This is a genomic window from Pseudonocardia yunnanensis (assembly GCF_039534065.1).
Taxonomy (GTDB): Bacteria; Actinomycetota; Actinomycetes; order Mycobacteriales; family Pseudonocardiaceae; genus Pseudonocardia; species Pseudonocardia yunnanensis.
The window spans coordinates 89,964-115,491 of sequence record NZ_BAAAUS010000043.1 but is presented as its reverse complement, the minus strand read 5'-3'; the positions used below and the strand labels follow the sequence as shown (position 1 = coordinate 115,491).

The 25,528-nt window shown below is 71.2% G+C and carries 32 protein-coding genes; 20 read left to right on the top strand and 12 right to left on the bottom strand.

All coding sequences use genetic code 11. The annotated features are described in order from the left end of the window. The first annotated feature begins 6 nt into the window (after window positions 1–6). The 5 genes from ABD743_RS34000 (at window position 7) to ABD743_RS33980 (ending at window position 3,113) form a co-directional block, all read left to right on the top strand. Complete coding sequence (locus ABD743_RS34000; RefSeq protein ID WP_344727131.1) at window positions 7–729, top strand: TIGR03089 family protein; 723 nt, start codon at window positions 7–9, stop codon at window positions 727–729. A 108-nt stretch (window positions 730–837) separates the two neighbouring features. Then, entirely contained in the window at window positions 838–1,227 is a 390-nt protein-coding gene (locus tag ABD743_RS33995) for a GntR family transcriptional regulator (RefSeq protein WP_344727130.1), read from the top strand. Further along, window positions 1,220–2,089, top strand: a complete 870-nt coding sequence (locus tag ABD743_RS33990) for an ATP-binding cassette domain-containing protein (protein ID WP_344727129.1) — start codon at window positions 1,220–1,222, stop codon at window positions 2,087–2,089. The genes ABD743_RS33995 and ABD743_RS33990 overlap by 8 nt, the downstream gene beginning before the upstream one ends. Further along, entirely contained in the window at window positions 2,086–2,418 is a 333-nt protein-coding gene (locus ABD743_RS33985) for a hypothetical protein (RefSeq protein WP_344727128.1), read from the top strand. The genes ABD743_RS33990 and ABD743_RS33985 overlap by 4 nt, the downstream gene beginning before the upstream one ends. Next, window positions 2,346–3,113 (top strand): hypothetical protein, encoded by a 768-nt coding sequence (locus ABD743_RS33980; RefSeq protein ID WP_344727127.1) that lies wholly within the window; start codon window positions 2,346–2,348, stop codon window positions 3,111–3,113. Before ABD743_RS33985 ends, ABD743_RS33980 begins: the two co-directional genes overlap by 73 nt. Before the next feature lie 110 nt (window positions 3,114–3,223). Here ABD743_RS33980 and ABD743_RS33975 read toward each other — a convergent pair whose 3' ends face one another. Next, window positions 3,224–4,006, bottom strand: a complete 783-nt coding sequence (locus ABD743_RS33975; RefSeq protein ID WP_344727126.1) for a DUF899 family protein — start codon at window positions 4,004–4,006, stop codon at window positions 3,224–3,226. A gap of 127 nt (window positions 4,007–4,133) precedes the next feature. After that, complete coding sequence (locus ABD743_RS33970) at window positions 4,134–5,291, bottom strand: acyl-CoA dehydrogenase family protein (protein ID WP_344727125.1); 1,158 nt, start codon at window positions 5,289–5,291, stop codon at window positions 4,134–4,136. Window positions 5,292–5,350: 59 nt separating this feature from the next. Here ABD743_RS33970 and ABD743_RS33965 point away from each other — a divergent pair, with 59 nt between their 5' ends. Beyond that, window positions 5,351–6,037 (top strand): TetR family transcriptional regulator, encoded by a 687-nt coding sequence (locus ABD743_RS33965; protein WP_344727124.1) that lies wholly within the window; start codon window positions 5,351–5,353, stop codon window positions 6,035–6,037. Between the two features lie 305 nt (window positions 6,038–6,342). Here ABD743_RS33965 and purE read toward each other — a convergent pair whose 3' ends face one another. Both purE and ABD743_RS33955 read right to left on the bottom strand, forming a co-directional pair. Beyond that, window positions 6,343–6,846 (bottom strand): 5-(carboxyamino)imidazole ribonucleotide mutase, encoded by a 504-nt coding sequence (gene purE / locus ABD743_RS33960; protein ID WP_344727123.1) that lies wholly within the window; start codon window positions 6,844–6,846, stop codon window positions 6,343–6,345. After that, complete coding sequence (locus ABD743_RS33955) at window positions 6,839–8,059, bottom strand: 5-(carboxyamino)imidazole ribonucleotide synthase (RefSeq protein ID WP_344727122.1); 1,221 nt, start codon at window positions 8,057–8,059, stop codon at window positions 6,839–6,841. The genes purE and ABD743_RS33955 overlap by 8 nt, the downstream gene beginning before the upstream one ends. A 57-nt stretch (window positions 8,060–8,116) precedes the next feature. Here ABD743_RS33955 and ABD743_RS33950 point away from each other — a divergent pair, with 57 nt between their 5' ends. Beyond that, window positions 8,117–8,626 carry a GtrA family protein gene (locus tag ABD743_RS33950; protein WP_344727121.1) on the top strand — a complete coding sequence of 170 codons (510 nt, stop codon included), beginning with the start codon at window positions 8,117–8,119 and terminating at the stop codon, window positions 8,624–8,626. 25 nt (window positions 8,627–8,651) lie between these two features. Here ABD743_RS33950 and ABD743_RS33945 read toward each other — a convergent pair whose 3' ends face one another. After that, a complete protein-coding gene (locus tag ABD743_RS33945) occupies window positions 8,652–9,938 on the bottom strand; it encodes an ATP-binding protein (RefSeq protein ID WP_241039699.1) in 1,287 nt (428 codons plus the stop codon). 12 nt (window positions 9,939–9,950) lie between these two features. Continuing rightward, window positions 9,951–10,607 carry a response regulator transcription factor gene (locus tag ABD743_RS33940; RefSeq protein ID WP_241039700.1) on the bottom strand — a complete coding sequence of 219 codons (657 nt, stop codon included), beginning with the start codon at window positions 10,605–10,607 and terminating at the stop codon, window positions 9,951–9,953. A gap of 199 nt (window positions 10,608–10,806) precedes the next feature. Here ABD743_RS33940 and hisN point away from each other — a divergent pair, with 199 nt between their 5' ends. Beyond that, the gene (gene hisN / locus ABD743_RS33935; protein WP_344727120.1) at window positions 10,807–11,601 is read left to right on the top strand and encodes a histidinol-phosphatase; all 795 of its coding nucleotides are present in this window, start codon (window positions 10,807–10,809) and stop codon (window positions 11,599–11,601) included. Then, window positions 11,598–12,068, top strand: a complete 471-nt coding sequence (locus ABD743_RS33930) for a MaoC family dehydratase (protein WP_344727119.1) — start codon at window positions 11,598–11,600, stop codon at window positions 12,066–12,068. Before hisN ends, ABD743_RS33930 begins: the two co-directional genes overlap by 4 nt. Before the next feature lie 16 nt (window positions 12,069–12,084). Here ABD743_RS33930 and ABD743_RS33925 read toward each other — a convergent pair whose 3' ends face one another. The 5 genes from ABD743_RS33925 to ABD743_RS33905 form a co-directional block, all read right to left on the bottom strand. Next, window positions 12,085–13,254: an LLM class flavin-dependent oxidoreductase gene (locus tag ABD743_RS33925; protein ID WP_344727118.1), complete on the bottom strand. Its 1,170-nt coding sequence runs from the start codon at window positions 13,252–13,254 to the stop codon at window positions 12,085–12,087. A 72-nt stretch (window positions 13,255–13,326) separates the two neighbouring features. Then, window positions 13,327–14,274 carry a hydroxymethylglutaryl-CoA lyase gene (locus ABD743_RS33920; RefSeq protein ID WP_344727117.1) on the bottom strand — a complete coding sequence of 316 codons (948 nt, stop codon included), beginning with the start codon at window positions 14,272–14,274 and terminating at the stop codon, window positions 13,327–13,329. Between the two features lie 66 nt (window positions 14,275–14,340). Continuing rightward, window positions 14,341–15,255: an alpha/beta hydrolase gene (locus ABD743_RS33915; RefSeq protein WP_344727116.1), complete on the bottom strand. Its 915-nt coding sequence runs from the start codon at window positions 15,253–15,255 to the stop codon at window positions 14,341–14,343. Between the two features lie 121 nt (window positions 15,256–15,376). Then, entirely contained in the window at window positions 15,377–15,868 is a 492-nt protein-coding gene (locus ABD743_RS33910; protein ID WP_344727115.1) for a PH domain-containing protein, read from the bottom strand. Between the two features lie 16 nt (window positions 15,869–15,884). Then, entirely contained in the window at window positions 15,885–16,691 is an 807-nt protein-coding gene (locus ABD743_RS33905) for a biotin--[acetyl-CoA-carboxylase] ligase (protein ID WP_344727114.1), read from the bottom strand. Window positions 16,692–16,877: 186 nt separating this feature from the next. Here ABD743_RS33905 and ABD743_RS33900 point away from each other — a divergent pair, with 186 nt between their 5' ends. Both ABD743_RS33900 and ABD743_RS33895 read left to right on the top strand, forming a co-directional pair. Then, window positions 16,878–18,521: an acyl-CoA carboxylase subunit beta gene (locus ABD743_RS33900; RefSeq protein ID WP_344727113.1), complete on the top strand. Its 1,644-nt coding sequence runs from the start codon at window positions 16,878–16,880 to the stop codon at window positions 18,519–18,521. Beyond that, window positions 18,518–18,775 carry an acyl-CoA carboxylase subunit epsilon gene (locus ABD743_RS33895; protein ID WP_344727112.1) on the top strand — a complete coding sequence of 86 codons (258 nt, stop codon included), beginning with the start codon at window positions 18,518–18,520 and terminating at the stop codon, window positions 18,773–18,775. Before ABD743_RS33900 ends, ABD743_RS33895 begins: the two co-directional genes overlap by 4 nt. Window positions 18,776–18,784: 9 nt before the next feature. On the opposite strand, the gene ABD743_RS33890 is transcribed toward ABD743_RS33895, so the two are convergent. Continuing rightward, on the bottom strand, window positions 18,785–19,378 hold the full coding sequence (locus ABD743_RS33890; protein ID WP_344727111.1) for a hypothetical protein: 594 nt from the start codon (window positions 19,376–19,378) through the stop codon (window positions 18,785–18,787). A 165-nt stretch (window positions 19,379–19,543) separates the two neighbouring features. Between ABD743_RS33890 and ABD743_RS33885 the strand changes: the two genes are divergently transcribed. From ABD743_RS33885 to ABD743_RS33845, 9 genes are all read left to right on the top strand, one after another. Further along, complete coding sequence (locus tag ABD743_RS33885) at window positions 19,544–19,822, top strand: hypothetical protein (RefSeq protein ID WP_344727110.1); 279 nt, start codon at window positions 19,544–19,546, stop codon at window positions 19,820–19,822. A gap of 183 nt (window positions 19,823–20,005) precedes the next feature. Continuing rightward, entirely contained in the window at window positions 20,006–20,260 is a 255-nt protein-coding gene (locus tag ABD743_RS33880; RefSeq protein ID WP_344727109.1) for a hypothetical protein, read from the top strand. An 89-nt stretch (window positions 20,261–20,349) separates the two neighbouring features. Beyond that, a complete protein-coding gene (locus ABD743_RS33875) occupies window positions 20,350–20,982 on the top strand; it encodes a Maf family protein (RefSeq protein ID WP_344727108.1) in 633 nt (210 codons plus the stop codon). Between the two features lie 176 nt (window positions 20,983–21,158). After that, window positions 21,159–21,773: a hypothetical protein gene (locus ABD743_RS33870; protein WP_344727107.1), complete on the top strand. Its 615-nt coding sequence runs from the start codon at window positions 21,159–21,161 to the stop codon at window positions 21,771–21,773. 42 nt (window positions 21,774–21,815) lie between these two features. Then, a complete protein-coding gene (locus ABD743_RS33865) occupies window positions 21,816–22,706 on the top strand; it encodes a sulfurtransferase (protein ID WP_344727106.1) in 891 nt (296 codons plus the stop codon). Next, the gene (locus ABD743_RS33860) at window positions 22,703–23,143 is read left to right on the top strand and encodes a SufE family protein (protein ID WP_344727105.1); all 441 of its coding nucleotides are present in this window, start codon (window positions 22,703–22,705) and stop codon (window positions 23,141–23,143) included. Before ABD743_RS33865 ends, ABD743_RS33860 begins: the two co-directional genes overlap by 4 nt. A gap of 97 nt (window positions 23,144–23,240) precedes the next feature. Continuing rightward, a complete protein-coding gene (locus tag ABD743_RS33855) occupies window positions 23,241–24,149 on the top strand; it encodes a TIGR04222 domain-containing membrane protein (protein ID WP_344727104.1) in 909 nt (302 codons plus the stop codon). A 13-nt stretch (window positions 24,150–24,162) separates the two neighbouring features. Then, window positions 24,163–24,987: an MbnB/TglH/ChrH family RiPP precursor modification enzyme gene (locus tag ABD743_RS33850; protein ID WP_344727689.1), complete on the top strand. Its 825-nt coding sequence runs from the start codon at window positions 24,163–24,165 to the stop codon at window positions 24,985–24,987. Next, entirely contained in the window at window positions 24,984–25,421 is a 438-nt protein-coding gene (locus tag ABD743_RS33845; RefSeq protein ID WP_344727103.1) for an SCO6045 C-terminal-like domain-containing protein, read from the top strand. Before ABD743_RS33850 ends, ABD743_RS33845 begins: the two co-directional genes overlap by 4 nt. Window positions 25,422–25,528 lie beyond the last annotated feature (107 nt).

Sequence of the window (25,528 nt, the reverse complement as noted above, 5' to 3'; positions counted from 1 at the left end):
GTGCCCGTGACGCTCACCGCAGCCCTGCTGGACCCCCTGCGCTCAGGTGCGGCCGCCGCCCGGCCGCTGATCACCTTCTACGACGACGCGACGGGCGAGCGCATCGAGCTGTCCGGCACCACCACCGCCAACTGGACCGCGAAGACGGCCAACCTCCTCCATGACGAGTGCGACGTCGAGCCGGGCGCCCGGGTGGCCCTGCTGCTCCCCGCGCACTGGCAGACGGCCGCCGTGCTGCTGGGGGCCTGGTCCTGCGGTGCCGAGATCGTCGACGCGCCCACCGAGGCGGAGTGGGTGCTGTGCGACGCCGACCGCCTCGATCTCGCGCTGGCCGCGGCCCCGTCGGGCGGCGTGCTGGCGCTTTCGCTGGACGCGTTCGGCAAGGGTGTTCCCGGGCTCCCGTCGGGCGTGATCGACTTCGCGACCGAGGTGCGGCTGCACGGCGACGAGTTCGTCTCGTGGGAACCGATCCCCGACGACACCCCCGCCCTGGCCGGTGCCACCGTGGCGGAGGTGCTCGCCGACGCCCGCGCCCGAGCCGCAGCGCTCGGCCTCACGGGCTCCGACCGCGTGCTGTCCACACTGGAGTGGTCGACCACCGACGGCCTGGGCAACGGCCTGCTCGCCGTGCTGGCGGCCGGAGCGTCCCTGGTTCAGGTCAGGAACCCGGCGGCGGACGCGATGGAACGCAGGGCGGCGGCGGAGCGCACAACGGTGCGCCTGGCATAGCCGGCCGTGAAGAGCTGCTGCTCCGCTCGCTGCTGCATCTGGGATTGACTCGATACCCGACGATCTCCATCATTCCACTACTTACTTAGTGATTTGAGGGTGCATCGCGTGGAGTTCCGGATCGAACGGCGGTCGGGAGTACCGACGTACCTGCAGATCGTCACGCAGGTGAAGCAGGCACTGCGACTCGGCACGCTCCAGCCCGGCGACCGGCTGCCGACGGCCAAGGCCGTCGTGGCGCAGACCGCGGTGAACCCGAACACCGTCCTCAAGGCCTACCGCGAGCTCGAACGTGACGGGCTCGTCGAACCCCGCCCTGGCGCGGGCACGTTCGTGCTGCGGTCGCTCGCCAGGCCCGGAGCACACGAGCAGCTGCGGGGGGACCTCGAGGAGTGGATGGAGCGGGCCATCGCGGCCGGCCTCGACCGCGAGGACATCGACGCGCTGGTCGCGGACGTGCGTGATCGGCACTTCCGAAGGGAGAGGACGAATGGCTGAGGCGGAGGGCGTCGCCCTGCGGCTTGACGGCTTGAGCAGGCGTTTCCGCAGTCGGTGGGCACTTCGCGACTGCTCGCTCGAGCTGCCCCGCGGGCGCGTGTCGGCGCTGGTCGGCCCGAACGGCGCAGGCAAGACGACACTGTTCATGCTCGCCACCGGCCTGCTTCGCCCGACCTCCGGCACGATCGACGTCCTCGGCGCCGACCCCGCACGCACCGGCATGCCGGCCGGGGCCAGCTTCCTGGCGCAGGACAAGCCGCTGTACCGAACGTTCCGGGTCGCCGAGGTACTGCGGGCGGCGGCAGCCCTCAACTCCCGCGCCCGGTGGGACGCCGGGTACGCCGCGCGCCTGATCGACGAAGCAGGCATCGGCCCGGAGGAACGCGTCCGCGAGCTCTCCCCCGGACAGCGGGCTCGCGTCGCACTCGCAGTCGCGCTCGGCCGCCGGCCCGAGCTACTGCTCCTGGACGAGCCGCTCTCCGAGCTGGACCCGCTGGCCCGCCGGCAGGTGATGGGCTCCGTGCTCGCCGAGGCCACCGAGACCGGGATGACCGTGCTGATGTCCTCGCACGTGCTCTCCGACCTCGAAGACTCCTGCGACCATCTGGTGCTCCTGCGCAACGGCCGGGTGCGCCTCTCCGGTGCCATCGACGACCTTCTCGCCGGGCACCGACACCTGGCCGGACCGACCTCCAACCGAGACGACCTCGCAGACGCGACAGTCGTCCACGCTTCCACGGTGGGGCGGCAGACCACCGCGCTCGTTTGCGGCACCGAGGCTCCACCCGCGTTCCGTGCCGAGCGGCCGACCCTCGACGATCTCGTCCTTGCCTACCTGCGGGAACCGGAGAGTGCCGCATGATCTGGCTCGTCTGGCGCCGCCAGCGCGCCGCCCTCCTGACGGTCGCCGGGCTGGTGGCCGTGGTCGCCGTTGTGCTCGTCGCCGGCCGGATGGCCTTCCTCGCCCACATGCGCGCCCACGGTGTCGACGCGACGTGCTTCGACGTGCTGTCCGAAGCGTGCCGGCGCGACGCGGCGGCCGCGCTCGGCGTGGACCAGCCGTCGGGCTACGGCATGTTCTGGGGTCTGGGCCACTTCGCACTGCTGGCACTACCCTTGTGGTCGGGCTGCTCGCCGGGGTGGGGTTGTTCCACCGCGAGATCGACGAAAGGACCTACGTCCTCGCCCTGACCCAGGGCGTCACCCCCACCCGGTGGTGGGCGACCAACCTGCTGGTGACCGGCGTTCCCGTCGCGGTGCTCCCCGTGCTGCTCGGCGTCGTGGCCGGGTGGGCGTACGCCCCGTTCGATCTGATCACCTATTCGTTCAGCCCGCTGGAGACTCCGATCTTCGAGATCTCGGGGATCGTCCCGGGCGCGTACGCGCTGCTGGCGTTCACCCTCGCGGCCGGCACCGGGCTCGTCGCCGGCGGTCGACTGACCGCGGTCATCGTCGCGGTCGTCGGCTACGGCGTGCTGATGTTCGTGCTCGCGACGATCGCCCGGCCGGACTACCTGCCCGCCGAGATCGTGCGACAGTCGATCGATCCCACCCGCCCGGACGGCGGGCTCACCGACGTCGCAGGCACCTGGCAGATCGAGCGCCACTGGGTCGACGACCAGGGCGTCCAGCGCCACACCACCGGCTGCGGCCAGGCCGACGAGTACCTGCGCTGCCTGCACGACGCGGGCGTGACCGGCGATGAGGTGCGTACCCAACCGGACCACCGATACCGGGCGTTCCAGCTGATCGAAACCGCGATTCTCGTGGCGCTGTCGGCGGTGGTTCTCGCGTCGACCCATCCACGGGTCGCCGCGCGGTGGCGAGACCGGCGAGTCACCGCCCCGAAGCGCACTGCGGGGCCGACATCGATGATCCAGCTGTAATACCCAGTTGATCGTGTTGCCTGCCGCGCTCCCACCGTTAGCGCAAGCCGGGGATCCATCCGCGTCCAGCAGCTCCGAGCTGCCTCACAGCGTTGTCACTCGGAGGCGCGTCAGTGGTGGTGGCCGTTGCGGCCCAGGGTCTCCACGGGGGTCGCGCCGGGGCGGGTCCACTGCGGCACGGGGCGGCTGGTCGGGCCCCAGGTGGGGTTCCCGTCCGCGTCCGAGCGCCAGCTCCAGCACGAGTGGCGCCCCTCGGGCCGGCCCTCGGGGTTGTCCTCCCATGCCTCGCCGCGGCCGTAGGGCGTCATGTCGAGCAGGCCGAGGGACCCGTTGACCCGCTCGTTGCCACGGCCCGTCGTGGAGTAGGTGAGGAACGCGCGGTCGCCGTCGCGCAGGAAGCAGGTGATGTGCCCCATGTCTTCGCCGACCGGCGCCTCCACACCGCGCACCGAGTACCAGGGCTGGGTGTAGCCCATGAACTCGACGTAGGAAGCCACCTCGTTCCACGAGCCCGTGGTCAGGATGGCGAACGAGACGCCGCGGGCGTTGAGATAGGCAGCGTCCTTCAGGTGCCAGGCCGTGGTGGTGCAGCCCTCGCACTGCCCCTGGTGCGGCGCGCCGTCGTGCCACATGTGCTTGTAGACCACGAGCTCGTCGCGGCCCTGGAACAGGTCCACGAACGGGACCGGGCCGTCGGGTCCGACGACCTCGACCGTCCCGTCGAACTCCACCATCGGCAGTCGGCGGCGGGCCGCGGCGAGGGCGTCGCCCTCGCGGGTGTAGGCCTTCTCGCGGACCAGCAGCTCGTCACGGGCGGCCTGCCAAGTGGCCAGGTCGACGACGGGCGGGCGGCCGGGCAGCGCGGTGGTCAGGTCGTCCGGTGTGGTCGCCATGGTGTCCTCCGTGGTGTCTCGTGCCGGGGAGCGTCGTACGTCGACGGTCACCAGAACAGACCCGCGACCCGGCCGGAACTCATCGCGGTGGAGGCGCCCGCGGAGATCGGGCGACGAGTTCGGTGGTCTAGTCCCTGAGCAGCGCTCGGGCCATCACCAGGCGCTGGATCTGGTTGGTGCCCTCGTAGATCTGGGTGATCTTCGCGTCGCGCATCATGCGTTCCACGGGAAAGTCCTTCGTGTACCCGGCCCCGCCGAGCAGTTGGACGGCGTCGGTGGTGACGCTCATCGCGGTGTCGGACGCCAGGCACTTGGCCGCGCTCGAGATGAAGCCGAGGTTCGCCTCGCCCCGCTCCGCGCGGGAGGACGCCACGTAGACGAGCTGGCGAGCCGCCTCCACCTTCATCGCCATGTCGGCGACCATGAACTGGAGGCCCTGGAACTCGGCGAGGTGCCTGCCGAACTGCTTGCGCTCCTTGACGTACCCGATGGCGACGTCCAGCGCCCCCTGCGCGATACCGACGGCCTGCGCGCCGATCGTGGGGCGGGTGTGGTCCAGCGTCCGCAGCGCCGTCTTGAAGCCGGTGCCCTCCGCGCCGATGATGCGATCGGCCGGGATCCGGCAGTCGGTGAAGTAGATCTCCCGGGTGGGCGAGCCGCTGATGCCGAGCTTGCGCTCCTTGGGCCCCACATCGAAGCCCGGGTCGTCCCGGTGCACCACGAAGGCCGAGATGCCGTTGGCCCCGCGCCCCGGGTCGGTCGACGCCATCACCGTGTACCAGGTGGACTCTCCCGCGTTGGTGATCCAGGCCTTGGTGCCGTTCAGCACCCAGGAGTCGCCGTCGCGGCGTGCACGTGTCTTCATCGACGCGGCGTCGGAGCCTGCCTCCCGCTCCGAGAGGGCGTAGCTGATCATCGCCTCACCGGCGGCGATCGACGGGAGAACCTGCTTCTTCAGCTCGTCGGACGCCGAGAGCAGGATCGGGGTGAGCCCGAGCCCGTTGACGGCCGGTACCAGCGACGACGACGCGCAGACGCGCGCCACCTCCTCGATCACGATGCAGCCCGCGAGCTCGTCGGCGCCTTGGCCGCCGTACTCCTCGGGGATCGTGACGGCATGGAACCCGGCCTTGACCAGCGCGGCGCGCGCTTCCACCGGGTAGCGGCCCTGCTCGTCCACCTCGGCGGCGTACGGGGCGATCTCCTTCTCCGCCAGCGCGCGTACGGCGTCGCGGAGCGCCTCATGCTCATCGCTGAGCCGATACGTGTCGAACTGGGGGTCCATGGGCGATATCTTAATGGCACTGCGTGCCACCAATCAACCCGATTGCTACCCTGCGTGCCATGACTGTCGCCACCCGACGGGGCCGCTCGCCCGAGGGGCGCGCCGAGATCCGCCGTGAACTCGTGGCGGCCGCCGTCGAGCTGTTCCGGGAGCGCGGCTACGAGGACACGACCGTCGACGACATCGCCGCGGCAGCCGGAGTCGGGCGGCGCACGTTCTTCCGCTACTTCCGGAGCAAGGAGGACGCCGTCTCTCCCGACCACGAGACGGCGCTCGCCCGGGTGGCCGAGATCTTCGAGACGGCCCACCCCACCGAACCCGCCACCTCGCTCGCGCTGCGCGCCGGCGAGACCGTGTTCGACATCTACGCCGATGATCCGAAGCTGTCGGTGGAGCGTTACCGGCTCACCCACGACGTCCCGGCACTGCGCGACCGGGAGTCGGCGAGCGTCGACCACTACCGCCGCATGTTCACGCGCTACCTGCGCCTGCGCTTCGACGGCGACCCGGACGGCGACCTGCGCGCGGCGGTGATCGGGGCGGCCGTGGTGGCGGCACACAACCTGGCGCTACGGGCCTGGCTCGCCGCCGGGGCGCCGGAGGACGGGATGGAGGCCTCCCTCCAGCGGTTCCGGCAGGTGGCCGAGATGCTTCCCGGAGAGCCGTCAGACGGCCTGCACGCCGTGACCCAGCGCCTGGAGCAGGCGGTGGTCCGCCTGGAGCGGACCGCACCACCGACCGAATGACCCGACCGCGCAGCCGGGCCGGTGGCGGAGCGCGAAGGGGTCCGGACATGCGTGATCCCCGGGCCGCACCAGGGGGGTGCGCAAGCCGAGCTGGACGAGCTCGGGCCCGGGGATCACGGGTGACTGCCTGGAATTTGCCGGCACCACACCGGCTTCCACTTGGCCGTCGGAGAACGTGTCCTGTGGTGCTAGCGGACAGCCACCTCACGAGTCCTGTAGCTAATCAACGCTGGACCACCTCCTCTCACGTGTACTGCCACAGTACGGGCGAAGAGCAACAGCGCGCCACGGAATTTCGAGTGGCGTCAGCCATGCCCTACGGAGGCGCGCAGCGCCGTGTCCTTCGCGAGCACCGACTCCGCCAGCTCGGCCTGGAAGCGCTCCATCCGGGCCAGTAGCGCGGGGTCGCCTGCCGCCAGGATCCGCACGGCCAGCAGGCCGGCGTTGCGCGCGCCGCCGACCGCCACGGTGGCCACCGGAACACCGGCGGGCATCTGCACGATCGAGAGCAGGGAGTCCAGTCCGTCGAGCCGGGCGAGCGGCACGGGCACGCCGATCACCGGCAGGGGCGTGGCCGCCGCGACCATCCCGGGCAGGTGCGCAGCACCGCCTGCCCCGGCGATCACCACCCGGAGTCCGCGGCCGGCCGCGGCCGTGGCGTAGTCGAGCATGCGCTGGGGGGTGCGGTGGGCCGAGTACACGCCCACCTCGTAGGGCACCTCGAACTCGGCGAGAGCGAGAGCCGCGGCCTCCATCACCGGCCAGTCCGAGTCGCTGCCCATGATCACGCCGACCAACGGCTCAGACACGCTGCACCTCTCGTTCGATCGCGCCGCCGGTGTGCGGCGACCACCCGTCGGGCCACTCCGCCGTGGACAGCCAGGCCGCGGCGAGCCCGGCCCGGCGGCGCACCTCCGCCATGTCGGTGCCCAGCGCCGTGACGTGCCCGACCTTGCGTGCCGGTCGCTCCGCCTTGCCGTACAGGTGCACCTTGACGTCCGGGAACCGCGCGAAGAGGTGGTGCAGCCGCTCGTCCACGGTCATGGCGGGCAACGTCACGGCACCCAGCACGTTGGCCATCACCACCGCAGGGGCGGTGGGTGCGGTGGCCCCGAGCGGGTAGTCGAGCACCGCACGAAGGTGCTGCTCGAACTGAGACGTGCGTGAGCCCTCGATCGTCCAGTGCCCCGAGTTGTGGGGCCGCATCGCCAGCTCGTTGACGACCAGGACGCCGTCGGTGCGCTCGAACAGCTCGACGGCCAGCAGGCCCGTGACGCCCAGCTCGGACGCGATGCGCAGGGCGAGCTCCTGGGCCTCCACGGCGACGTCCTCGGCCAGGCCCGGCGCCGGGGCCAGCACCTGCACGCACTGGCCGTCCTCCTGCACCGTCTCCACCACCGGCCACGCCGCCGCCTGCCCGTAGGGCGAGCGCGCGACCAGCGCGGCCAGCTCGCGGCGCATCGGCACGGCCTCCTCGGCCATCAGGGGCGTGCCTGCGGCCAGCAGCTCGCCCACCTGCGCAGGCGCCGGACCGTCGAGCATCCAGACGCCGCGCCCGTCGTAGCCGCCGCGTACGGCCTTCAGCACCACGGGCCACCCGTGCTCGGCGCCGAACCGCTCGACGTCGTCTGCCTCGCGGATCTCCGCGAACCTCGGCACGGTGGCGAGCGCCTCGAGCCTGCGCCGCATCACCAGCTTGTCCTGTGCGTGCAGGAGCGCGTCCGGGTGCGGGTGGACGGTGACCCCCGCATCGACGAGCGCGCGCAGGTTCTCCTGCGGTACCTGCTCGTGGTCGAAGGTGACCGCTGCGCACCCGTGCGCGAACTCGCGCAGGGCCGCCAGATCGGTGGCAGCCCCGGCACGCACGTCGGCACACACCACAGCGGCGGGGTCGTCAGGGCGCACCGCGAGCACACGGAGCGACTGACCCAGGGCGATCGCTGACTGGTGTGTCATGCGGGCCAGTTGGCCGGCGCCGATCATGCCGACGACGGGAAGGGGGTGAAAGTCGGGTGAGTCCACGATGCGGAAAGCCTACCTGCGGGCGCGCGAGTACCGGCGTCTGGCACGATCGAGCAGGTGCCATTGGTCGAGTCGGTGCTGGCCGCTATTCCGCAGCCCTACCGTGACGCCGCTGTGAAGCATCGCGAACTCGTGAAGTTCGCGGTGGTCGGCGGCAGCACCTGGGTTATCGATACAGCAATCTTCCTGTTCCTCAAGAGCACCGTGCTCACCGACAAGCCACTCACGGCCAAGGTCATCTCGGTGCTGGTGGCGACGATCGTGTCGTACGTCCTGAACCGCGAGTGGTCATTTCGCACGCGTGGCGGCCGGGATCGCCATCACGAGGCCGCGCTCTTCTTCATCATCAGCGGTGTCGGTGTCCTCGTTTACACGGCCCCACTGGCGATATCCCGCTACATACTCGATCTCAAGGTGCCCGGCGTGAGCCTGGTCACCCAGGAGATCGCCGATTTCGTGAGCGGCCAGATCATCGGCGTACTCGCAGGAATGGCGTTCCGCTGGTGGGCCTTCCGCCGCTACGTCTTCCCCGACGAGAACGCACGCCGCAAGGTGCCCGCCGCCTGAGCGCCTGAGGGCCCCGCCGGAGCGGTCAGCGCGGGGTGGTCACCGGGCGCGGAGCGCCGACCACGTCGTCGGCCCGCGCCACCGGCAGGAAGATCGTGAACATCGGCGGGCGGGCCCGGGACAGCTCGAGTCGGCCGCCGTCGGCCTCGACGAGGGCACGGGCGAGCGCGAGCCCCAGCCCCGTGGAGGACCCCACCGAGACGCCCCGGTCGAACACGTGGGGCACCAGCTCCTCCGGTACACCGGCACCCGCGTCGCTGACCTCGATGAGCAGGCTGTTCTCGGCCGCCCGGGCGCTCAGCGTGACGGTGCCGGCGCCGTGCTGGATGGCGTTCTCGACGAGCGCGCCGACCGCCTCCCGGATCCGCGCAGGCGTCACCCTGGCCAGGAGCCCGGCAGGCACCCGCAACTTGAGCGAGCGCCCGGCGGCGCGCAGCGCGGGGCGCCACTCGTCGGCCACGGTGCTGAGGCCCTCCCGCAGGTCCTGCAGCTGCGCTCCCGCCGCACGGGCCGCACGGGCGGCCTCCAGCAGCTCGTCGAGCACTCCGGAGAGCCGCTCGGCCTGCTCGAGGGCCGCGAGGGCCTCCCGGCGGGCGCTGGGGTCGGGGTGGGAGGCGAGCTCGTCGAGTCGCAGCTGCAGCGCGGTGAGCCGGCTGCGCAGCTGGTGCGACACGTCACCGACCAGTGCGCGTTCTCGCTGCACCAGCTCGGACAGCGCCGTGGCCGAGGTGTCGAGGACGTCGGACACCGCGTCGAGCTCCGGGATGCCGTGCCGCTCAGGAGCGGAGCGGAAGTCACCGGCGCCGAGCCGGGCCGCCCGTTCGGCGACGCCGCGCAACGGCTCCGCCAGCCGCCGGGCGGTGACTGTGGCCACCACGGCCCCCGTGGCTACCGACAGCACCACCAGCAGCGCGACGACCAGCGTGACCTGAACCTGCTCGGCCCGTAGGACGAGATGCGGCTCCTCGAGCGTGATCGACCCGCCGGGTCCGAAGGGGATCGTCTCCGTCACCGGGTTCGCCCCCGGGTCGGGCCCGATCACGCGGGGCGGCTGGCCTGCCTGCTGCAGCACGAGCCGGCCACCCGCCGGAATCGCGAGTTCGAGCGCCCGCATGTCGATGCCGGAGAGGTCCCCGTTGGCTCCGGACATCGTTGCGTCCAGCCGTCCGGCCACCCGTTCGAGGCTGGACGTGAGCTCACCACGGGTGAAGTCCTCGACGAGCCGCCACGTGGTGATCGTCAGCGGTCCGCCGAGCACGAGTGCCGTGATAGCGACGACGAGCAGTGTCGACTGCAGGATGCGACGGCGCACCGAACGAGCCGATCAGTCGTGGTTGAACCGGAAACCGACGCCGCGCACAGTTGCGATACGGCGCTCACCGCCGATCTTGCGGCGCAACCACGACATGTGCATGTCGAGCGTCTTGGACGTCTTCATCTCCGGGTCGTTCCACACCTCGCGAAGAATCTCCTCGCGGGTGACGACCTGACCGGCACGCAGCAACAGCACCCGCAGCAGCTCGAACTCCTTGTTCGCGAGCCCCACCTCGGCGCCGTCGACCAGCACCCGGCGACCGGACAGCTCCATGCGTACGCCGCCCACCTCCACCGATTCCGGAGTGAGCCGCCTCAGTAGCGCTCGCACCCTGGCGAGAAGCTCGGCGAGCCGGAACGGCTTGCCGACGTAGTCGTCGGCGCCGGCATCGAGACCGACGACGAAGTCGACTTCGTCGGTGCGCGCGGTGAGCATGAGAACAGGCAGGTCAGGTGCATCCAACCGCACGCGGCGGCACACCTCCAACCCGTCCATTCCAGGTAAACCCAGATCGAGGACGAGCAGGTCGACCTGCCCGAGCCGCACCCGGTCGAGCGCGGCAACGCCGTCGACGGCGACGTCCACGTCGTACCCCTCGCGCTGCAGTGCGCGCGACAAGGGTTCGGCAATGGCGGCGTCGTCCTCGGCCAACAGGACGGTGGTCACGACATACAGTCTAGGCTGCAAACTGACGCACGGTCTGACAATGTCACTGCCACGTCTCTGCCACCGATGGCACCACGGTCCCAAAAACCCCCATTTCGTCGAAAATGGCATAAATGTTCTTGGGGTGACTAGCCCGGTAGTGCTAAACCTTCGGGAGCAGATCGACGGTGTCATGAGCGCGTGAGGCAGGCTCTCGGGCGTGGACAGCGATCTCGACCTCGCCCTGCAACTCGCCGACACCGCCGACGCGATCACCCTCGACCGGTTCCGTGCCGCAGACCTGCGCGTGACGCGCAAGCCCGACCGCACACCGGTCACCGACGCCGACACCGCCGCAGAGGACGCGATCCGCCGAACCATCTCCGCGGAACGGCCCGGCGACGCGGTGCTCGGGGAGGAACGCGGGGGTGACGTGCCGCCGTCCGGCCGCGGCTGGGTGCTGGATCCGATCGACGGCACGAAGAACTTCTCGCGCGGCATGCCCGTATGGGCCAGCCTGATCGCACTCGCCGTGGATGGCGAGCCGGTCGTCGGGGTCGCCAGCGCTCCCGCGCTGGGCAGGCGGTGGTGGGCGGCCCGCGGAGAGGGAGCGTGGACCACGGACGCACCGGGCGGGCAGCCGCGGCGCATCGCCGTCTCCGGCGTGACCGACCTGGCCGACGCGTACGTCTCCACAACGGACATCCGGACGTTCGCGGAGTTGGGACGCCGCGAGCACTACCTGCGCCTCGTCGACGCGTGCTGGGAGAGCCGCGCATTCGGTGACTTCTGGCAGCACTGCCTCGTCGCCGAGGGCGTGATCGACGTCGCCGTGGACGTCCTCGCGAACACATGGGACCTGGCCGCGCTGATGCCGATCCTCGTCGAGGCGGGCGGGGCGCTCACCGACCTCGGCGGGGTCGCGACACCGTCCGGCGGGGACGGGATCACGTCGAACGGCGCCGTGCACGACGCCGCGCTGGCGATCATCGGACGAGAGAAGCTCGCCCCGTGACCGAACTGGCCTATGAGGACTTGACGCCGGGCCGGTACTTCGAGCTGGGCACGACGGTCGTGGATCGGGACGAGATGCTGGCGTTCGCCCGTCGGTTCGATCCGCAGCCCTTCCACGTCGACGAGGAGGCGGGGGCCGCGTCGATCTTCGGCGGCCTCGCGGCGTCCGGCTGGTTCACCGCGGCGCTCTGGATGCGCGCCTATGTCGACGGTCTGCTCGTCCGGGCCGCGTCCGTCGGGTCACCCGGCGGCGAGGAGATCCGGTGGCCTGCGCCGGTCTTCGCGGGCGACGAGCTACGCGCGTCCGTGGAGGTGCTGGGGGCACGGCGCTCCCGCAGCCGCCCCGGCGTGGGGCTGGTGCGGCTGCGGGCGCTCCTGCATCGCGGCGACGAGCTGGTCTACACCAGCACGTTGACCGGGATGTTCGCCGCGCGTGACACCGTCGACGCGGCCCAGGGCGAGCCCTGACCGATCGCCGCGTGCGTCATCCGCGGTCGGCGAGCTCCTTCTGGTACTTCTCCGTCATGTGCGCGACGGCGATGTTCTGCTGTTCTGCAAGGCCCTCGCGCACCTCGCCCGCGCGACGCCGGGCGTCCAGTGTGGGCTGGGCCTGGCCCTGGAACCTCGGCATCACGTGCTGGGCGATGAGCTCGTAGGACCGCCGGGTCGCCTCCGGGTTGGCCCACTCGTGGGCCAACATCAGCATCGCCCCGAAACCACCCGACTGGTCCACGAGCTTCTGCACCTGGGCCGCGGCGTCGTCCGGCGTGCCGATAGCGCCGATCCCGGCCTCGTTGATGAAGTCGATCATCTCCCGGACGCGGTTGCCCTCCACCGCCATCTGCGGGAACGCCGCCACCTTCTGGAAGTACTCGAACCACTGCTCGATGCCGTGCTCGACGTCCTTGTAGGCCTGCTCGCGGGTCTCCGCGACGTGCATGACCCCGACCAGACGCCACTTGCTCCGGTCGACCTCCATGCCGAACGTGGCCGCCCGCTCCTCCATCACTTTCCAGTGGTGGGCCAGAGCGTCGAAACCCTCCTTGGTCAGCGTGGCGCCGATGGAGAGCAGCCCGAGGCCGTGCCGACCGGCCAGCCGGGGTCCGGTGGGCGAGGCAACAGCGGCGACCGCGACGTCGAACAGCGGATCGGAGTACGGGCGCAGGTGCAGGCGGGCGTCGATCAGCGTGTGCGTGCGGGTGGTCGCGTTCACCGGTTCGTCGCCGCGCAGCAGCCGCATGACGATGTCGAGGTTCTCCTCGAGCAGCTCGCGCGTGTCGGTGGGGTTCAGGCCGATCATCGCGGAGTCGGTGGGCAGCGAGCCCGGGCCGACGCCGAGCATCGTGCGGCCGCGGGTCAGGTGGTCGAGCAGCACCATCCGCTCGGCCACCCACAGCGGGTTGTGGTAGCTCAGCGACGTCACGCCGGTGCCGAGCTTGATGTGTGCGGTGCGCTCGGCGGCGGCGGCGATGAAGATCTCCGGTGAGGCGATGATCTCCGAACCGGCCGAGTGGTGCTCGCCGATCCATGCCTCGTCGTAGCCGAGGTGGTCGAGGTGCTCGACGAGCCGCAGGTCACGCTGTAGCGCGCTGGTCGGGTTCTCGCCCGCGGGATGGAACGGTGCCAGGAAGATGCCGAAACGCAGTCGGGTCACGGAGCACTCCAATCGTCGGACCGTCATACCGACCGTAGGCATGGCTGTCACCGATGGCACCCCCCTGTCGGGTCAGCCGTGTGAGAGCGCCCGCACTACGTTCGACGGCGACGGACGGCCGAGCTGGGTCGCCATCCAGGTGCTCGTGGCGACGAGCGCGTCGAGGTCCACCCCATGCCGGATGCCCATTCCGTCGAGCATCCAGACGAGATCCTCGGTGGCCAGGTTGCCGGTGGCCGACTCGGCGTAGGGGCAGCCGCCGAGGCCACCTGCGCTCGCGTCGACGGTCGTGACGCCGCGGCGCAGCGCGGTCAGCGTGTTGGCCAGCGCCTGGCCGTAGGTGTCGTGGAAGTGCACCGCGATCTGCCGGATCCGCACCCCGTCCGCCGCGCACGCGTCGAGCACGGCATCGACGTGCGCAGGGGTGCCCGTGCCGATCGTGTCGCCCAGCGACAGCTGGTGGCAGCCCATCTCCACGAGCCTGCGTCCCACCGCGGCCACCTGCGCCGGAGCGACCGCACCTTCCCACGGGTCGCCGAAGCACATCGACACGTAGCCGCGCACCCGCAGCCCTTCCCTCCGCGCCCGCTCGACGACCGGGGCGAACATCGCGAACTGTTCGTCGAGCGTGCGGTTGAGGTTGCGCTTCGCGAACGTCTCGGTGGCGCTGGCGAAGATCGCGATGTGGCGCACGCCGGCCGCCAGTGCGCGGTCGAGCCCGCGCTCGTTGGGCACGAGCACCGGGTAGTCGACGCCGTCGACGCGCACCATCGTGCGCAGCAGGTCGGCGGCGTCGGCGAGCTGCGGCACCCAGCGCGGATGTACGAAGCTGGTGGCCTCCACCACCTTGAGGCCCGCACGGGCCAGCCGCTGCAGGAACTCGGCCTTCACCTCGACGGGCACCACAGCCGCCTCGTTCTGCAGCCCGTCGCGCGCACCGACCTCGTAGATCGTGACCTCGTCGGGAAGCGCGGGATCACGGATCACCATCGGAAGCTCACGGGCCCGTCCACCGTTCATCCGCGCAAGCTTCCCCGTGCCTGGTGGGTGAGGTCAACGACGTGCTCCGGGCGCGCAGCGGCTGATTCAGGACGACAGGAGATGCTCGACGAACCAGTCGCGGGCGGCCGTGCTCGCGATCTCCGCGCCCGTGCCGCGATAGGCGGCGAAGTGGTTGCCGGGCACGGTCACGAGCTTCTTTGGCTGTAGCGCCGTCTCGTAGGCCTCGAAAGCCCACTCGCCGAGGGTGAGGCCGTCGTGCGGGGCGACCACCATCAGGACGGGGGTCGGGGAGATCCGCGGGAGGTACCACCCCGGCTCGTAGCCGGACAGGTGCTCGACGCTGCGCAGGGTGATCTCGTTCGTCCACTCCGGATCGCGTTCCGCCGCGCCGCCGGGCCCGTAGAAATACTCGTAGGCCGAGGGGAGCGGGAGACCCGCCTGCGCCGAGGGGTCCTCGGCCACGAGCGGGATCACGGCGGGCGCCTCCCCTCGGGCCCGCGCCCGGCGGTCCGCCGCGAAGGCCTCCTGGGTTGCCGCGATGTTGAGACCGACCAGCGCCTGGAACTGGCGGGAGCCGCTGATGAACGGCATCTGGCCGACCACCGCCTTCACCCGCCGATCAATGGCGGCCACCACGTAGGCATGTCCGGCCGAAAAGCTCGATCCCCACACCCCGATGGGCGCGCCGTTCACCTCCGGCCGGTTCTGCGCGTGGCTGATCGCGTGCTGGTAGTCGCGGATCTGCTCCCACGGGTCCGCCTCGTTGCGGGGCTTCCCGGGTGCCACGTCGGAGCGGCCCCACCCGCGGTGGTCGTAGAGCAGCACGGCCAGCCCCGCCCCGGCGAAGACTTCCGCGAAATCGTCGATGAACTGCCGAGTGGTGCCGCCCCACCCGTGGGCCATCACCACGCAGGGTGCGGACGCCGAACCGTTCTCCGGCGGGTAGAACCACCCCCGCAGCGTCACGCCTTCGGCATCGAACTCGATCTCCTCGCGCATCGCGCCCCCTCCTCGCTCCTTGCCACCAGTCTGTGCGGGCGGCGGAACGGGGACGTGCCGATTCCTGCAGAGGTCTTGCCGATCCGTGCAAGCCGGGGGGCCAGGAGGGTTCAGCGCGCTCTCAGGCCTGAGAGATGTCGGACAGCTCGTCGTAGAGCAGCATGTGCACCTTCTCGACGCCCGGAACGTCGTCGAACTCCAGCGGCTCGTCGGACGCCGACTCGATGATCAGCGTGCCGGAGCCGACGATCCGCTCGAAGATCGTGTGGCGGAACTGCACGCTGTTGATCCGCTTCAACGGAATGTCGATCCCGCGACGGGTGAACAGTCCTTCGCGCACCAACACGCGGCGGGTGGTCACCACGAAGTGCGTGGTGCGCCAGCGCACGACGGGCACCACCGTGAACCGGATGACGAGCCCGAGCCCGACCACCGCGAGCGCCAGCCAGGCCCAGTGGCCCCACGTCTGCCGGCCTGCCAGTGCGGCGAGGTACGACCCGATCGCCACCACCAGTAACAACACGAGAACGGGGACGACGAGCATCTTCCAATGCGGGTGCTTGTGCATCACGACCCGCTCGCCCTCGACGAGCAGCTCGTCCGGGTAGGCCACGAACACACGGTACTGCTCAGTCGGCCTTTCGCAGATGAACAACGTCGCCCGCCGCGACGGCCCGCCGGTGGCCCGCCCGGTCGAGGAGCAGCAGCCGTCCGTCGCGGTCGACGTCCTCGGCGATGCCGGTGAGCACCGCACCGCCGGGCAGCTCAACCCGCACCTCGGACCCCAGGCTCGAGCAGCCTGCGCGGTAGTCGGCACGCAGCCGGGTGGCGTCCGGATCGCCACGGGCGTCACGCCATTCGGCCTCACGGCGGGAGAGCTGAGTGAGCAACGCCACGAGCACGGCCGTGCGATCGGTGGGGCCGCCCTCGGCGGCCAGCGAGGTGGCGCCGGGCTGGTCCGGGGGTGAGGAGACGACGTTCAGCCCGATGCCGAGGACCACGGCGGGACGAGCGTGGTCGCCCACCTCCGCCAGGATGCCGGCCACCTTGCGGGGCTCCGCGCCGAGCAGCAGGTCGTTGGGCCACTTGAGGCCGGCGGGGGCGCTGGTGAGCTCGCGGACGGCATCGAGGGCGGCGAGCCCCGCCAGCAGTGGCAGCCAGCTGAACCGGGACGGCGGCACGCCCGTGGGCCGCAGCAGGATGCTGACGGCGATGCCGGAGCCGGGTGGCGCCACCCATGTGCGGGCGAGCCGGCCACGGCCGGCCTCCTGGTGTTCCGCGACGAGCACCGAGCGGTCCGGAGCACCGGCCGCGGCGGCGGCCAGCAGGTCGGCGTTGGTGGAGCCGGTGCGCTCGACCACGTCGACCTGAGCCCAGAGCCCGACGAGCGACGTGCGCAGCACATCCGCGTCCAGCGGCTGAGCGGTCCGTTCCATGGCGTCGGACGCTACCGGCGGTGCGCCCCCGGCGTGGCCTGCAGCGCGAACCTCGCGGCGGACGGACCCTGCTGGGCGGCGGACGCACCCGCTCGAACGGTCGCGAAGTAGCGAAGACGACATCTTCCGCCCCGGCCGTGCGGTTACAGCCGCATTAAGCTGCGCGGCCATGAGCGAGGGACGACGATGAGCGCAGCCATGGAGCCGATCGCGGACGCGTCCGGCGCCGCAGCCGACGAGCCCGACATCCACACCACGGCCGGCAAGCTCGCCGACCTCTACCAGCGCATCGACGGTGCGGTCCACGCGGGCAGCGACGCCGCCGTGGAGCGCCAGCACGCGAAGGGCCGCCAGACGGCCAGGGAACGGATCGACCAGCTCCTCGACCCCGGCTCCTTCGTCGAGCTCGACGCCCTCACGCGCCACCGCTCCACCAACTTCGGGATGCAGGAGAAGCGCCCGTTCGGCGACGGCGTGGTGACCGGCACCGGCACGATCGACGGTCGTCCCGTCGCCGTGTTCAGCCAGGACGCCACGGTGTTCGGCGGGGCGCTCGGCGAGGTGTACGGCGAGAAGATCGTCAAGGTGATGGACCTCGCCACCAAGATCGGCTGCCCCGTCATCGGGATCAACGACGGCGGTGGAGCCCGGATCCAGGAGGGCGTGGTCGCGCTCGGGCTCTACGGCGAGATCTTCGTGCGCAACGTGCGCACCTCCGGCGTGGTGCCGCAGATCTCGCTGGTGATGGGCCCCTGCGCGGGCGGCGCCGTGTACTCGCCTGCGATCACCGACTTCACCGTGATGGTCGACGGCACCAGCCACATGTTCATCACCGGCCCGGACATCATCAAGACGGTCACCGGCGAGCAGGTGGACTTCGAGGAGCTCGGCGGCGGCCGTACCCACAACACGAAGTCCGGCGTGGCCCACTACCTCGCCGACGACGAGGCCGACGCGCTCTCCTACGTGAAGGAGCTGCTCTCCTTCCTGCCGTCGAACAACCTCTCCGAGGCGCCTGCCTACCCTGCCCCCGAACCCACGGCAGGCGCGCTCGCCGACGGGCTCACCGACACCGACCTCGAGCTCGACAGCATCGTCCCGGACTCGCCGAACATGCCGTACGACATCCGCGAGGTGATCAACCGGGTGCTCGACGAGGGTGAGTTCCTCGAGGTGCACGAGCTGTTCGCGCCCAACATCGTGGTGGGCTTCGGCCGGGTCGAGGGCAAGTCGGTGGGCGTCGTCGCCAACCAGCCCACGCAGTTCGCCGGCTGCCTCGACATCGACGCCTCCGAGAAGGCGGCCCGGTTCGTCCGCACCTGCGACGCGTTCAACATCCCGGTGCTCACGTTCGTGGACGTGCCCGGCTTCCTGCCCGGCACCGAGCAGGAGTGGAACGGGATCATCCGCCGCGGCGCGAAGCTGATCTACGCCTACGCCGAGGCCACCGTCCCCAAGGTCACGGTGATCACCCGCAAGGCCTACGGCGGCGCGTACGACGTGATGGGGTCGAAGCACCTGGGCGCCGACGTCAACGTGGCCTGGCCCACCGCGCAGATCGCCGTGACAGGCGCAGCCGGCGCCGTGAGCATCCTGTATCGCAAGGAGCTGGCCGGTCTCGAGGGCGACGAGCTCGCGGCACGCCGCGCCGAACTGCAGCAGGAGTACGAGGACACCCTCGCCAACCCCTACATCGCGGCCGACCGCGGCTACATCGACGGCGTCATCCCCCCGTCGCACACCCGCGGCTACGTCGGGCGCGCACTGCGCCTGCTTGCCACCAAGCGGGAGGCCGTGCCGGCCCGCAAGCACGGGAACATCCCGCTGTGACCCCCGAGAACCCGGCGACGGAGCCCGGCGAGCGGACTCCCGAAGAGCGCCGGGCTGCGTTCCGGGTCGTGCGGGGCGAGCCGACCGACGAGGAGGTGGCCGCGCTCACCGTGGTGCTCGCAGCGGCCGCCGCCCCGGCGGTGATGACGGCCCCGGCCGCGGTTCGCGACCGTTGGTCGGAGCCTGCGGCCCGGTTGCGCGTGCCACTGCACCCCGGGCCTGGCGCCTGGAAAACCTCTACCTGGCCGCGCTGAGCCGCCCGCTCACCGGAAGCGGATCGAGGAGACCGACTCGTTCGCCGCCGCCAGCCGGTCCGCGTCCGGCGGACCGATGACGACGAGCACGAACAGCCGGCGCGTACCGTCCTCGACGACGGTGACCTGCACGTCGGCGCCGACCTCCGCGGAACCGGCAGGCATCACGCGGTAGCCGGCGACCCACGCCGGGCGGCCGTCCACCGTGGTCTCCTCGTCGATGTAGTACTCGCGCCTGCCGGGCACCGGCAGGAAGAACTCGCCGAGGTCGCCCGCCAGCCGGCGCGCGGCGGTGGTCAGCGGCGGCCCCGCGGCGTCGGACGACGGCGGGACGACGCCGATCATCAGCACGGTGCCCGGCTGGGTCCCGTCGAGCATGCCGCCGGACGAGATGCCGAACAGGCGCTCCTCCGCCGGCAGGGCGGCCCAGCCCGCAGGCAGCGCGTAGTCCAGGCCGGCGGTGTCGTCCCGCACGGTCGGTCCGCCGGGGTCGGCCTTCCCGGGAACCGTCACGACGACTGTGGTGGCCACGACGGCCAGCGCGAGCGTGGAGGTCGTGGTCAGCAGGCCGGGTCGACGATGGCGCAGCGGTCGCGTGGTCACCCGTAGAGCGTCGGGGGTTCTGCGCGAACGGACATCAGGACTTCTACCGATCTTCCGCCCAGCCGCAGCCTTAATTCCTGCTCAAGAACCTGGCCGGGGCTCCGTGAGCACGCACACACTCGCCCGGAGACGGCCGACGTTCGGCCGACGACAGGGGGTGCAGCGATGAACGAGTCGATGGTCGTCGTCGTGGTGATCGGGATCGTGGCGCTGGTCACGCTCGGCGTTGTGCTGGGTTCTCACGCAGGCGGCCCGCCCGGCCCGAAGGCCGCCACACGCCGGCCGGAGGTCGCAGCTCGGAGCGGGCGCCGCAGGTCGAGCGGTGACTTCTCCGGCATCGTCGTGCCGGGCGCCGACGGCGGCAGCGACTGCGGCTGGGGTGGTGGCGACTCAGGCAGCGGTGGCGATTCGGGCGGCGGTGACGGGGGCGGCGGGAGCTGCTGACCCCGATCACGGGTTCGCCCGCATCCTTCCTCAACGGCCGGAACCGGGTCGGGTGACCGATCCACGACTCGCTCACGTTCGTGGCCACCTCGTGATCACCGGTCGCAAACTGGAGTGATCGGTCGCAGGCGACGGGCACGCCCGTCCGGACAGGGGGTCCGCGGCCGAGAAGGGGGAATCGACGTGGATCCGATTGTCGGCATCGGCCTGACCGTGCTGGTACTCATGGTGCTGATCCGGGTGGCAACGATGCGGGGCCGCTACAGCGCTCGCGGCCGCTCCGCGGGCCGGCAGAACTCCTACTACAACCCGGATCTCCTCTCCGGTTCCGACCACAGCGGGGTTCTCCCCGGCTATGACGGCGGCTGGCACGGAGGGCACCACGGCGGCTGGGGTGGCGGACACCACGGGGGCGCGAGCGGCGGCCACGGCCACTGACCGGAGGCCGTGCCGCACGACCGGCCAGGCCGTGCGGCACGCCTACCGCCACGAGATCGTCGCGGAGTGAACGCATAGGGTCGGACGTCGTGCGTCTCGTACTGGCTTCCGCCTCCCCCGCCCGGCTGTCGGTCCTGCGGGCCGCAGGGCTGAACCCGATCGTCGAGGTGGCAGACGTCGACGAGGAGGCGCTGCTCACCACCGTGCCCCACGCGTCACCGGGCGAGAAGGTCACCACGCTCGCCGGCGCGAAGGCCACCACCGTCGCCCGCCGGATCGCCGACGCACACCCGGACGCCGTCGTCATCGGCTGCGACTCGATGCTGCACGTCAACTCCGAACTGGTCGGCAAGCCCGCGGACGTCGAGACGGCCAGGCGGCGCTGGCGGGCCATGGCGGGACGCTCCGGAGAGCTGGTCACGGGCCACACCGTGCTGCGGATGGCCGACGGGGAGATCGACCGCGTCGCCGAAGGGCACGCGGTCACGGTCGTCCGGTTCGCCGAGCCGACCGATGCCGAACTCGACGCCTACCTGGCCACTCGCGAACCACTCGCGGTTGCCGGAGCCTTCACACTCGACGGGCTGGGCGGCTGGTTCGTCGAGGGCATCGAGGGCGACCCGTCGAACGTCATAGGAATCAGCCTCCCGCTGACCCGCCGCCTACTGAGTGCGGTAGGGGTGACTGTCACAGACCTGTGGACAAGCGTTTCGGAGCTGTAGCGCCGGCCCGGGCCTGACGCCGACAACACAAGGGCTCCACAACTGCCGGGGCTCAGGAATAACGTTGCAGCGTGGGGTATTACGATGAAACCCTTGCCGCTTTTCGGCGGGGTGAGACAGATCTCGTGGAGCAGCTGAGTCGGCGCGAGCTCGCGCGTGCTCGCGAGTCCTCCGACGTGGCGGCCGAGGTGCAGGCGATCTGCATGCTGGCCAGGGTGGCCGTGCGCGACGGCGACGTTCCCGAGGCCGAGCGGTTGGGGCGGGTGGCACGAGCGCTCGCGCGCGGCACGGGCGAAAAGCGACTCGAACTCTCTCCGACCCACATTTTGGCGGGCTGCGCGCGGATTTCGGGCAATCTCGCATTCGCCCGCACGCTCTACCAGGAGAGCATCTCGCTCAACGAGACTTTCGGCGAATGGCGGATGGTGGTGGTGGAACTCCACAACCTGGCATACATCGAGCTGCACGCGGGCCACGTCGATCGCGCCCGGGAACTGTTCACCACGGCCCTCACGCGGACGGTGGACCAGGACATCGACGACATGCTGCCGTACGTCGCACTCGACACAGCGGTGATGGCCGCCGCCGACGGCGACCATCTGCGGGCCACCCGGCTTCTCGCTGCGCTCGACCACGCGCTTCGCGCAGCCGGACAGATCCTGGATCCGGACGACGCGATCGAGCAGACAACCCTCAGGGAAGGGCTGGTCACCACGCTTGGGCGGCAGTCGTTCGAGTCCGTGTACGCGACCGGGGCGGGTCTCGGCCTCCGCGACGCGCTCGACGTGTGAACACCGTTACAGCAACGGCGCGGACGGGACTAGCCTGAATGTATGGCTCTGCCCAACGACACCGACCCGAAGCTCGCCGAGTATGCCCACCCCGAGCGGCTGGTCACCACCGAGTGGCTCGCGCAGAACCTCGGGAGTGAGGGCCTCGTCGTCGTCGAGTCCGACGAGGACGTTCTCCTCTACGACACCGGGCACATCCCCGGCGCGGTCAAGGTCGACTGGCACACGGAACTCAACGACCCCGTCACCCGCGACTACGTGAACGGCGAGCGGTTCGCCGAGCTCTGCGGTGAACGTGGCATCACGCGCGACAGCACCGTCGTCTTCTACGGCGACCGGAACAACTGGTGGGCCACCTACGCGCTCTGGGTGTTCTCGCTGTTCGGCCACCCCGACGTGCGCATCCTCGACGGCGGGCGGGCCAAGTGGGTCGCCGAGGGCCGCGAGATGACCACCGAGGCCGCGAAGCCTGCCCAGGTCGAGTACCCGGTGATCGAGCGCGACGACGCCACGATCCGCGCCTTCAAGGACGACGTCCTCGCCCACCTGGGCGGGCCGCTCGTCGACGTCCGTTCGCCGGGCGAGTACTCCGGCGAGCTGCTGCACATGCCCGACTACCCGCAGGAAGGCGCCGTGCGCGGCGGCCACATCCCGGGGGCGGCGAGCGTGCCGTGGGCCCGCGCCGCCGCCGAGGACGCCACCTTCAAGTCGCGCAGCGACCTGGAAGCCATCTACCTGCAGGAGCAGGGGCTCTCCGCCGACGACGACGTCATCGCCTACTGCCGCATCGGCGAGCGCTCCAGCCACACGTGGTTCGTCCTCACGCACCTGCTGGGCTTCGGACACGTCCGCAACTACGACGGCAGCTGGACGGAGTGGGGCAACACCGTGCGCGTGCCGATCGTCCAGGGATCGGAGCGCGGCTCGGTATGACTCTCCCCCCGCAGCTCGCCGAGCTGGTCGAGGACTTCTCCGAAGTCGGTCCGAAGGATCGGCTGCAGCTGCTCCTGGAGCTGTCCCAGGAGCTGCCGCAGCTCCCTCCGCGCTACGCCGACGCGGCCGACACGATGGAGCAGGTGCACGAGTGCCAGTCGCCGCTGTTCCTGGCGGTGGAGGTCGAGCCCGGCGGCGACCGCACGGTGCACCTGTTCTTCTCGGCCCCGCCCGAGGCGCCCACCACCCGCGGGTTTGCCTCGATCATGCACACCGGGCTGGACGGCGAACCGGCTGCCGACGTGCTGGCGGTACCCGACGACTTCTACACACAGCTGGGGCTCGCCCAGGCCGTCAGCCCGCTGCGGCTGCGCGGGATGGCGGCGATGCTCAGCAGGATCAAGAACCAGGTGCGGATGGCCACCGCCGCAGCCTGACTAGGCAACCTCAAGTCCTGGTCAAGAAGGTTTCCAGCGCCACGTGAGGGTGACAACACTGTGAGTCGTCTCATAAGGACGGCTCAGGAGGTGTGTGATGGCCCTCGAAGCGACAGCGGAGACCTGGGGCATCAGCGGTCCGACGTTCCTGCTGGCCTATCTCGTGCTGGCCGTGGCGGTGTGGATCGCCGGCACCCAGACGCGCCGGATGCTGGCCGACCCACGGGCCACCGGTCCGACCGCTGACGTCACGGCACATCCACACGACGTCGCGTACCTGAACGGTGGCGCCGAGCTCGCGGTGTTCTCGGCGCTGAGCTCGATGCACCTGCGCGGCACGATCACGTCCTCGCGTGGCGCTGTCCAGTCCGCAGGCCGGCTCGATCCCGGTACCGACGGCCTGGAGCGCGCCATCCACTTCACCGCCAGGGGGACGGTGCGCCGCAGCCGGTTGCCTTTCCACCGCCCCGTGATGACCGCCCTGTCCGAGATCGAGCAGCGGCTGGTCGGAGCCGGTCTGCTGCTGTCGGAGGAGCAGCGGCTCCGGATCCGGCGCGTCGGGGTGTGGATGCTGGCGGTCGCCGTCCTCGGTCTGGTTCGCGTGCTCGCCGGGGTGGCCGAGGCCAAGCCCGTGGGATTCCTCGTCGCGGCGCTCATCGCCGTCGCGCTCGTGGCCGTCGTGCAGTTCGCACGGGCCCCACGACGCACGCGCCGCGGTGACCGGATGCTCGCGACGTTGCGCACCGAACACCACCTGCTCTCGCCCGAGGTGAAGCCCGACTGGTCGGTCCACGGACCTGTCGGCGCCGCACTGGGCGTCGGGATCTTCGGGATGGGCGCGCTGTGGGCGTCCGATCCCGCCTTCGCCGACGAGCTCGCCGCCCAGCGAGTGGCTGCGGGCGGCTCGGGTGGCGACGGAGGCGCCGGGGTCAGCTGCGGAGGCGGCGGTGGCGACAGCGGAGGTGGCGGCGGGGGCTGCGGCGGAGGCGGGGGCTGCGGTGGCTGAGACGGGGGCGCCGCTGCCCGCGGGGGTCGGCATCGGCTGGCGACCGGAGATCGCCGGCTGGGTGGCCGGCCGCATCGCACCGGCCTTCTGCGAGGTCATCGCCGAGTCCATCGCTCCCGCAGCCACGCCCCGGGGGGTGGTGGAGCTGCGGGAGCGAGGGATCCCGGTCGTGCCGCACGGAGTGCGGCTCTCGCTCGGGAGCACCGAGCCCGTCGACGACCGCCGGGTGGCGCACCTCGCGGCGTGCGCTGCCGCCCTGCAGGCCCCGCTGGTGAGCGAGCACGTCGCGTTCGTCCGGGCGGGAGGCCGTGAGGTCGGCCACCTGCTTCCGGTGCCGCGCACCCGCGAGGCGCTGGACGTGCTCGCCGGCAACATCCGGCGCACGCAGGCCGAGCTCGACGTCCCGCTCGCGCTCGAACCGATCGCGGCGCTGTTCGACTGGCCCGACGACGAGTACACCGAGCCCGACTTCCTCACCGCCCTGCTCGAGCGCACCGGCGCGTTGCTCCTGCTCGATGTAGCCAACGTGTATGCCAACGCCGTCAACCGCGGGCAGGACCCGGAAGCCGTGCTCGACCGGTTCCCGCTGGAGCGCGTCGCCTACGTCCACGTGGCCGGGGGCGCGGAGCATCCCGACGACCCCGGCCTCTACCACGACACCCACACCCACCCGGTGCCCTCAGCCGTGTTGGGCCTGGTCGAACTGCTCGTCGAACGGACGGCCGCGGCCCCGCCGATCATGCTCGAGCGCGACGGCCGCTACCCGTCCGCCGCAGAGCTGGAGGCCGAGCTCGACGCGATCGCGGCGGCGGCCGGCCACCTGGCGGTGGTGCGGTGACGCCCGAGCCAGGTGGCGCGGCCGAGCGGTCCGGCCTCGCCGTGCGACAGGCCGAACTGGTGGCGGCGCTCGTCGCCGGCCGAGCCGTCCCGCCCGGCTTCGACGCCGCTCGCCTCGACGCCGCCCGGCGGGCCCTGGTGCGCAAACGCGCAGGCGAGGCCGCGAAGGCCTGGCCGCTGTTGGCTGCGTCCTGCGGTGCGGACTGGCCGCGCGCCTTCGCCGCCCACCGCGCCGGCCACGAGCCGGTCGGGGCGCTGCGCGACGGCTGGGACGTGGCCCGGGCCCTGCATCGGCGTGGCGAGCTGACCGCCGGGGCCGCCGCCGAGCTGGCCGAACGTGAGTCCGCCTTCCGCTACGACGGACAGGGCGACCCCCGGCCTCGCCGCGGCGTCCGCTTCCGCCGGTCCGTCGCGAAGCTGCTCGCCCGACGTTGAGGGCGATCTCTCGCTATTGCCGGGAGCGGCCGCACGGATCTCCCGCTCCCCACCTCTAAACTCCTCAGTAACAACTGGGCCGGGCACCCGGTACAGCACCACCACGA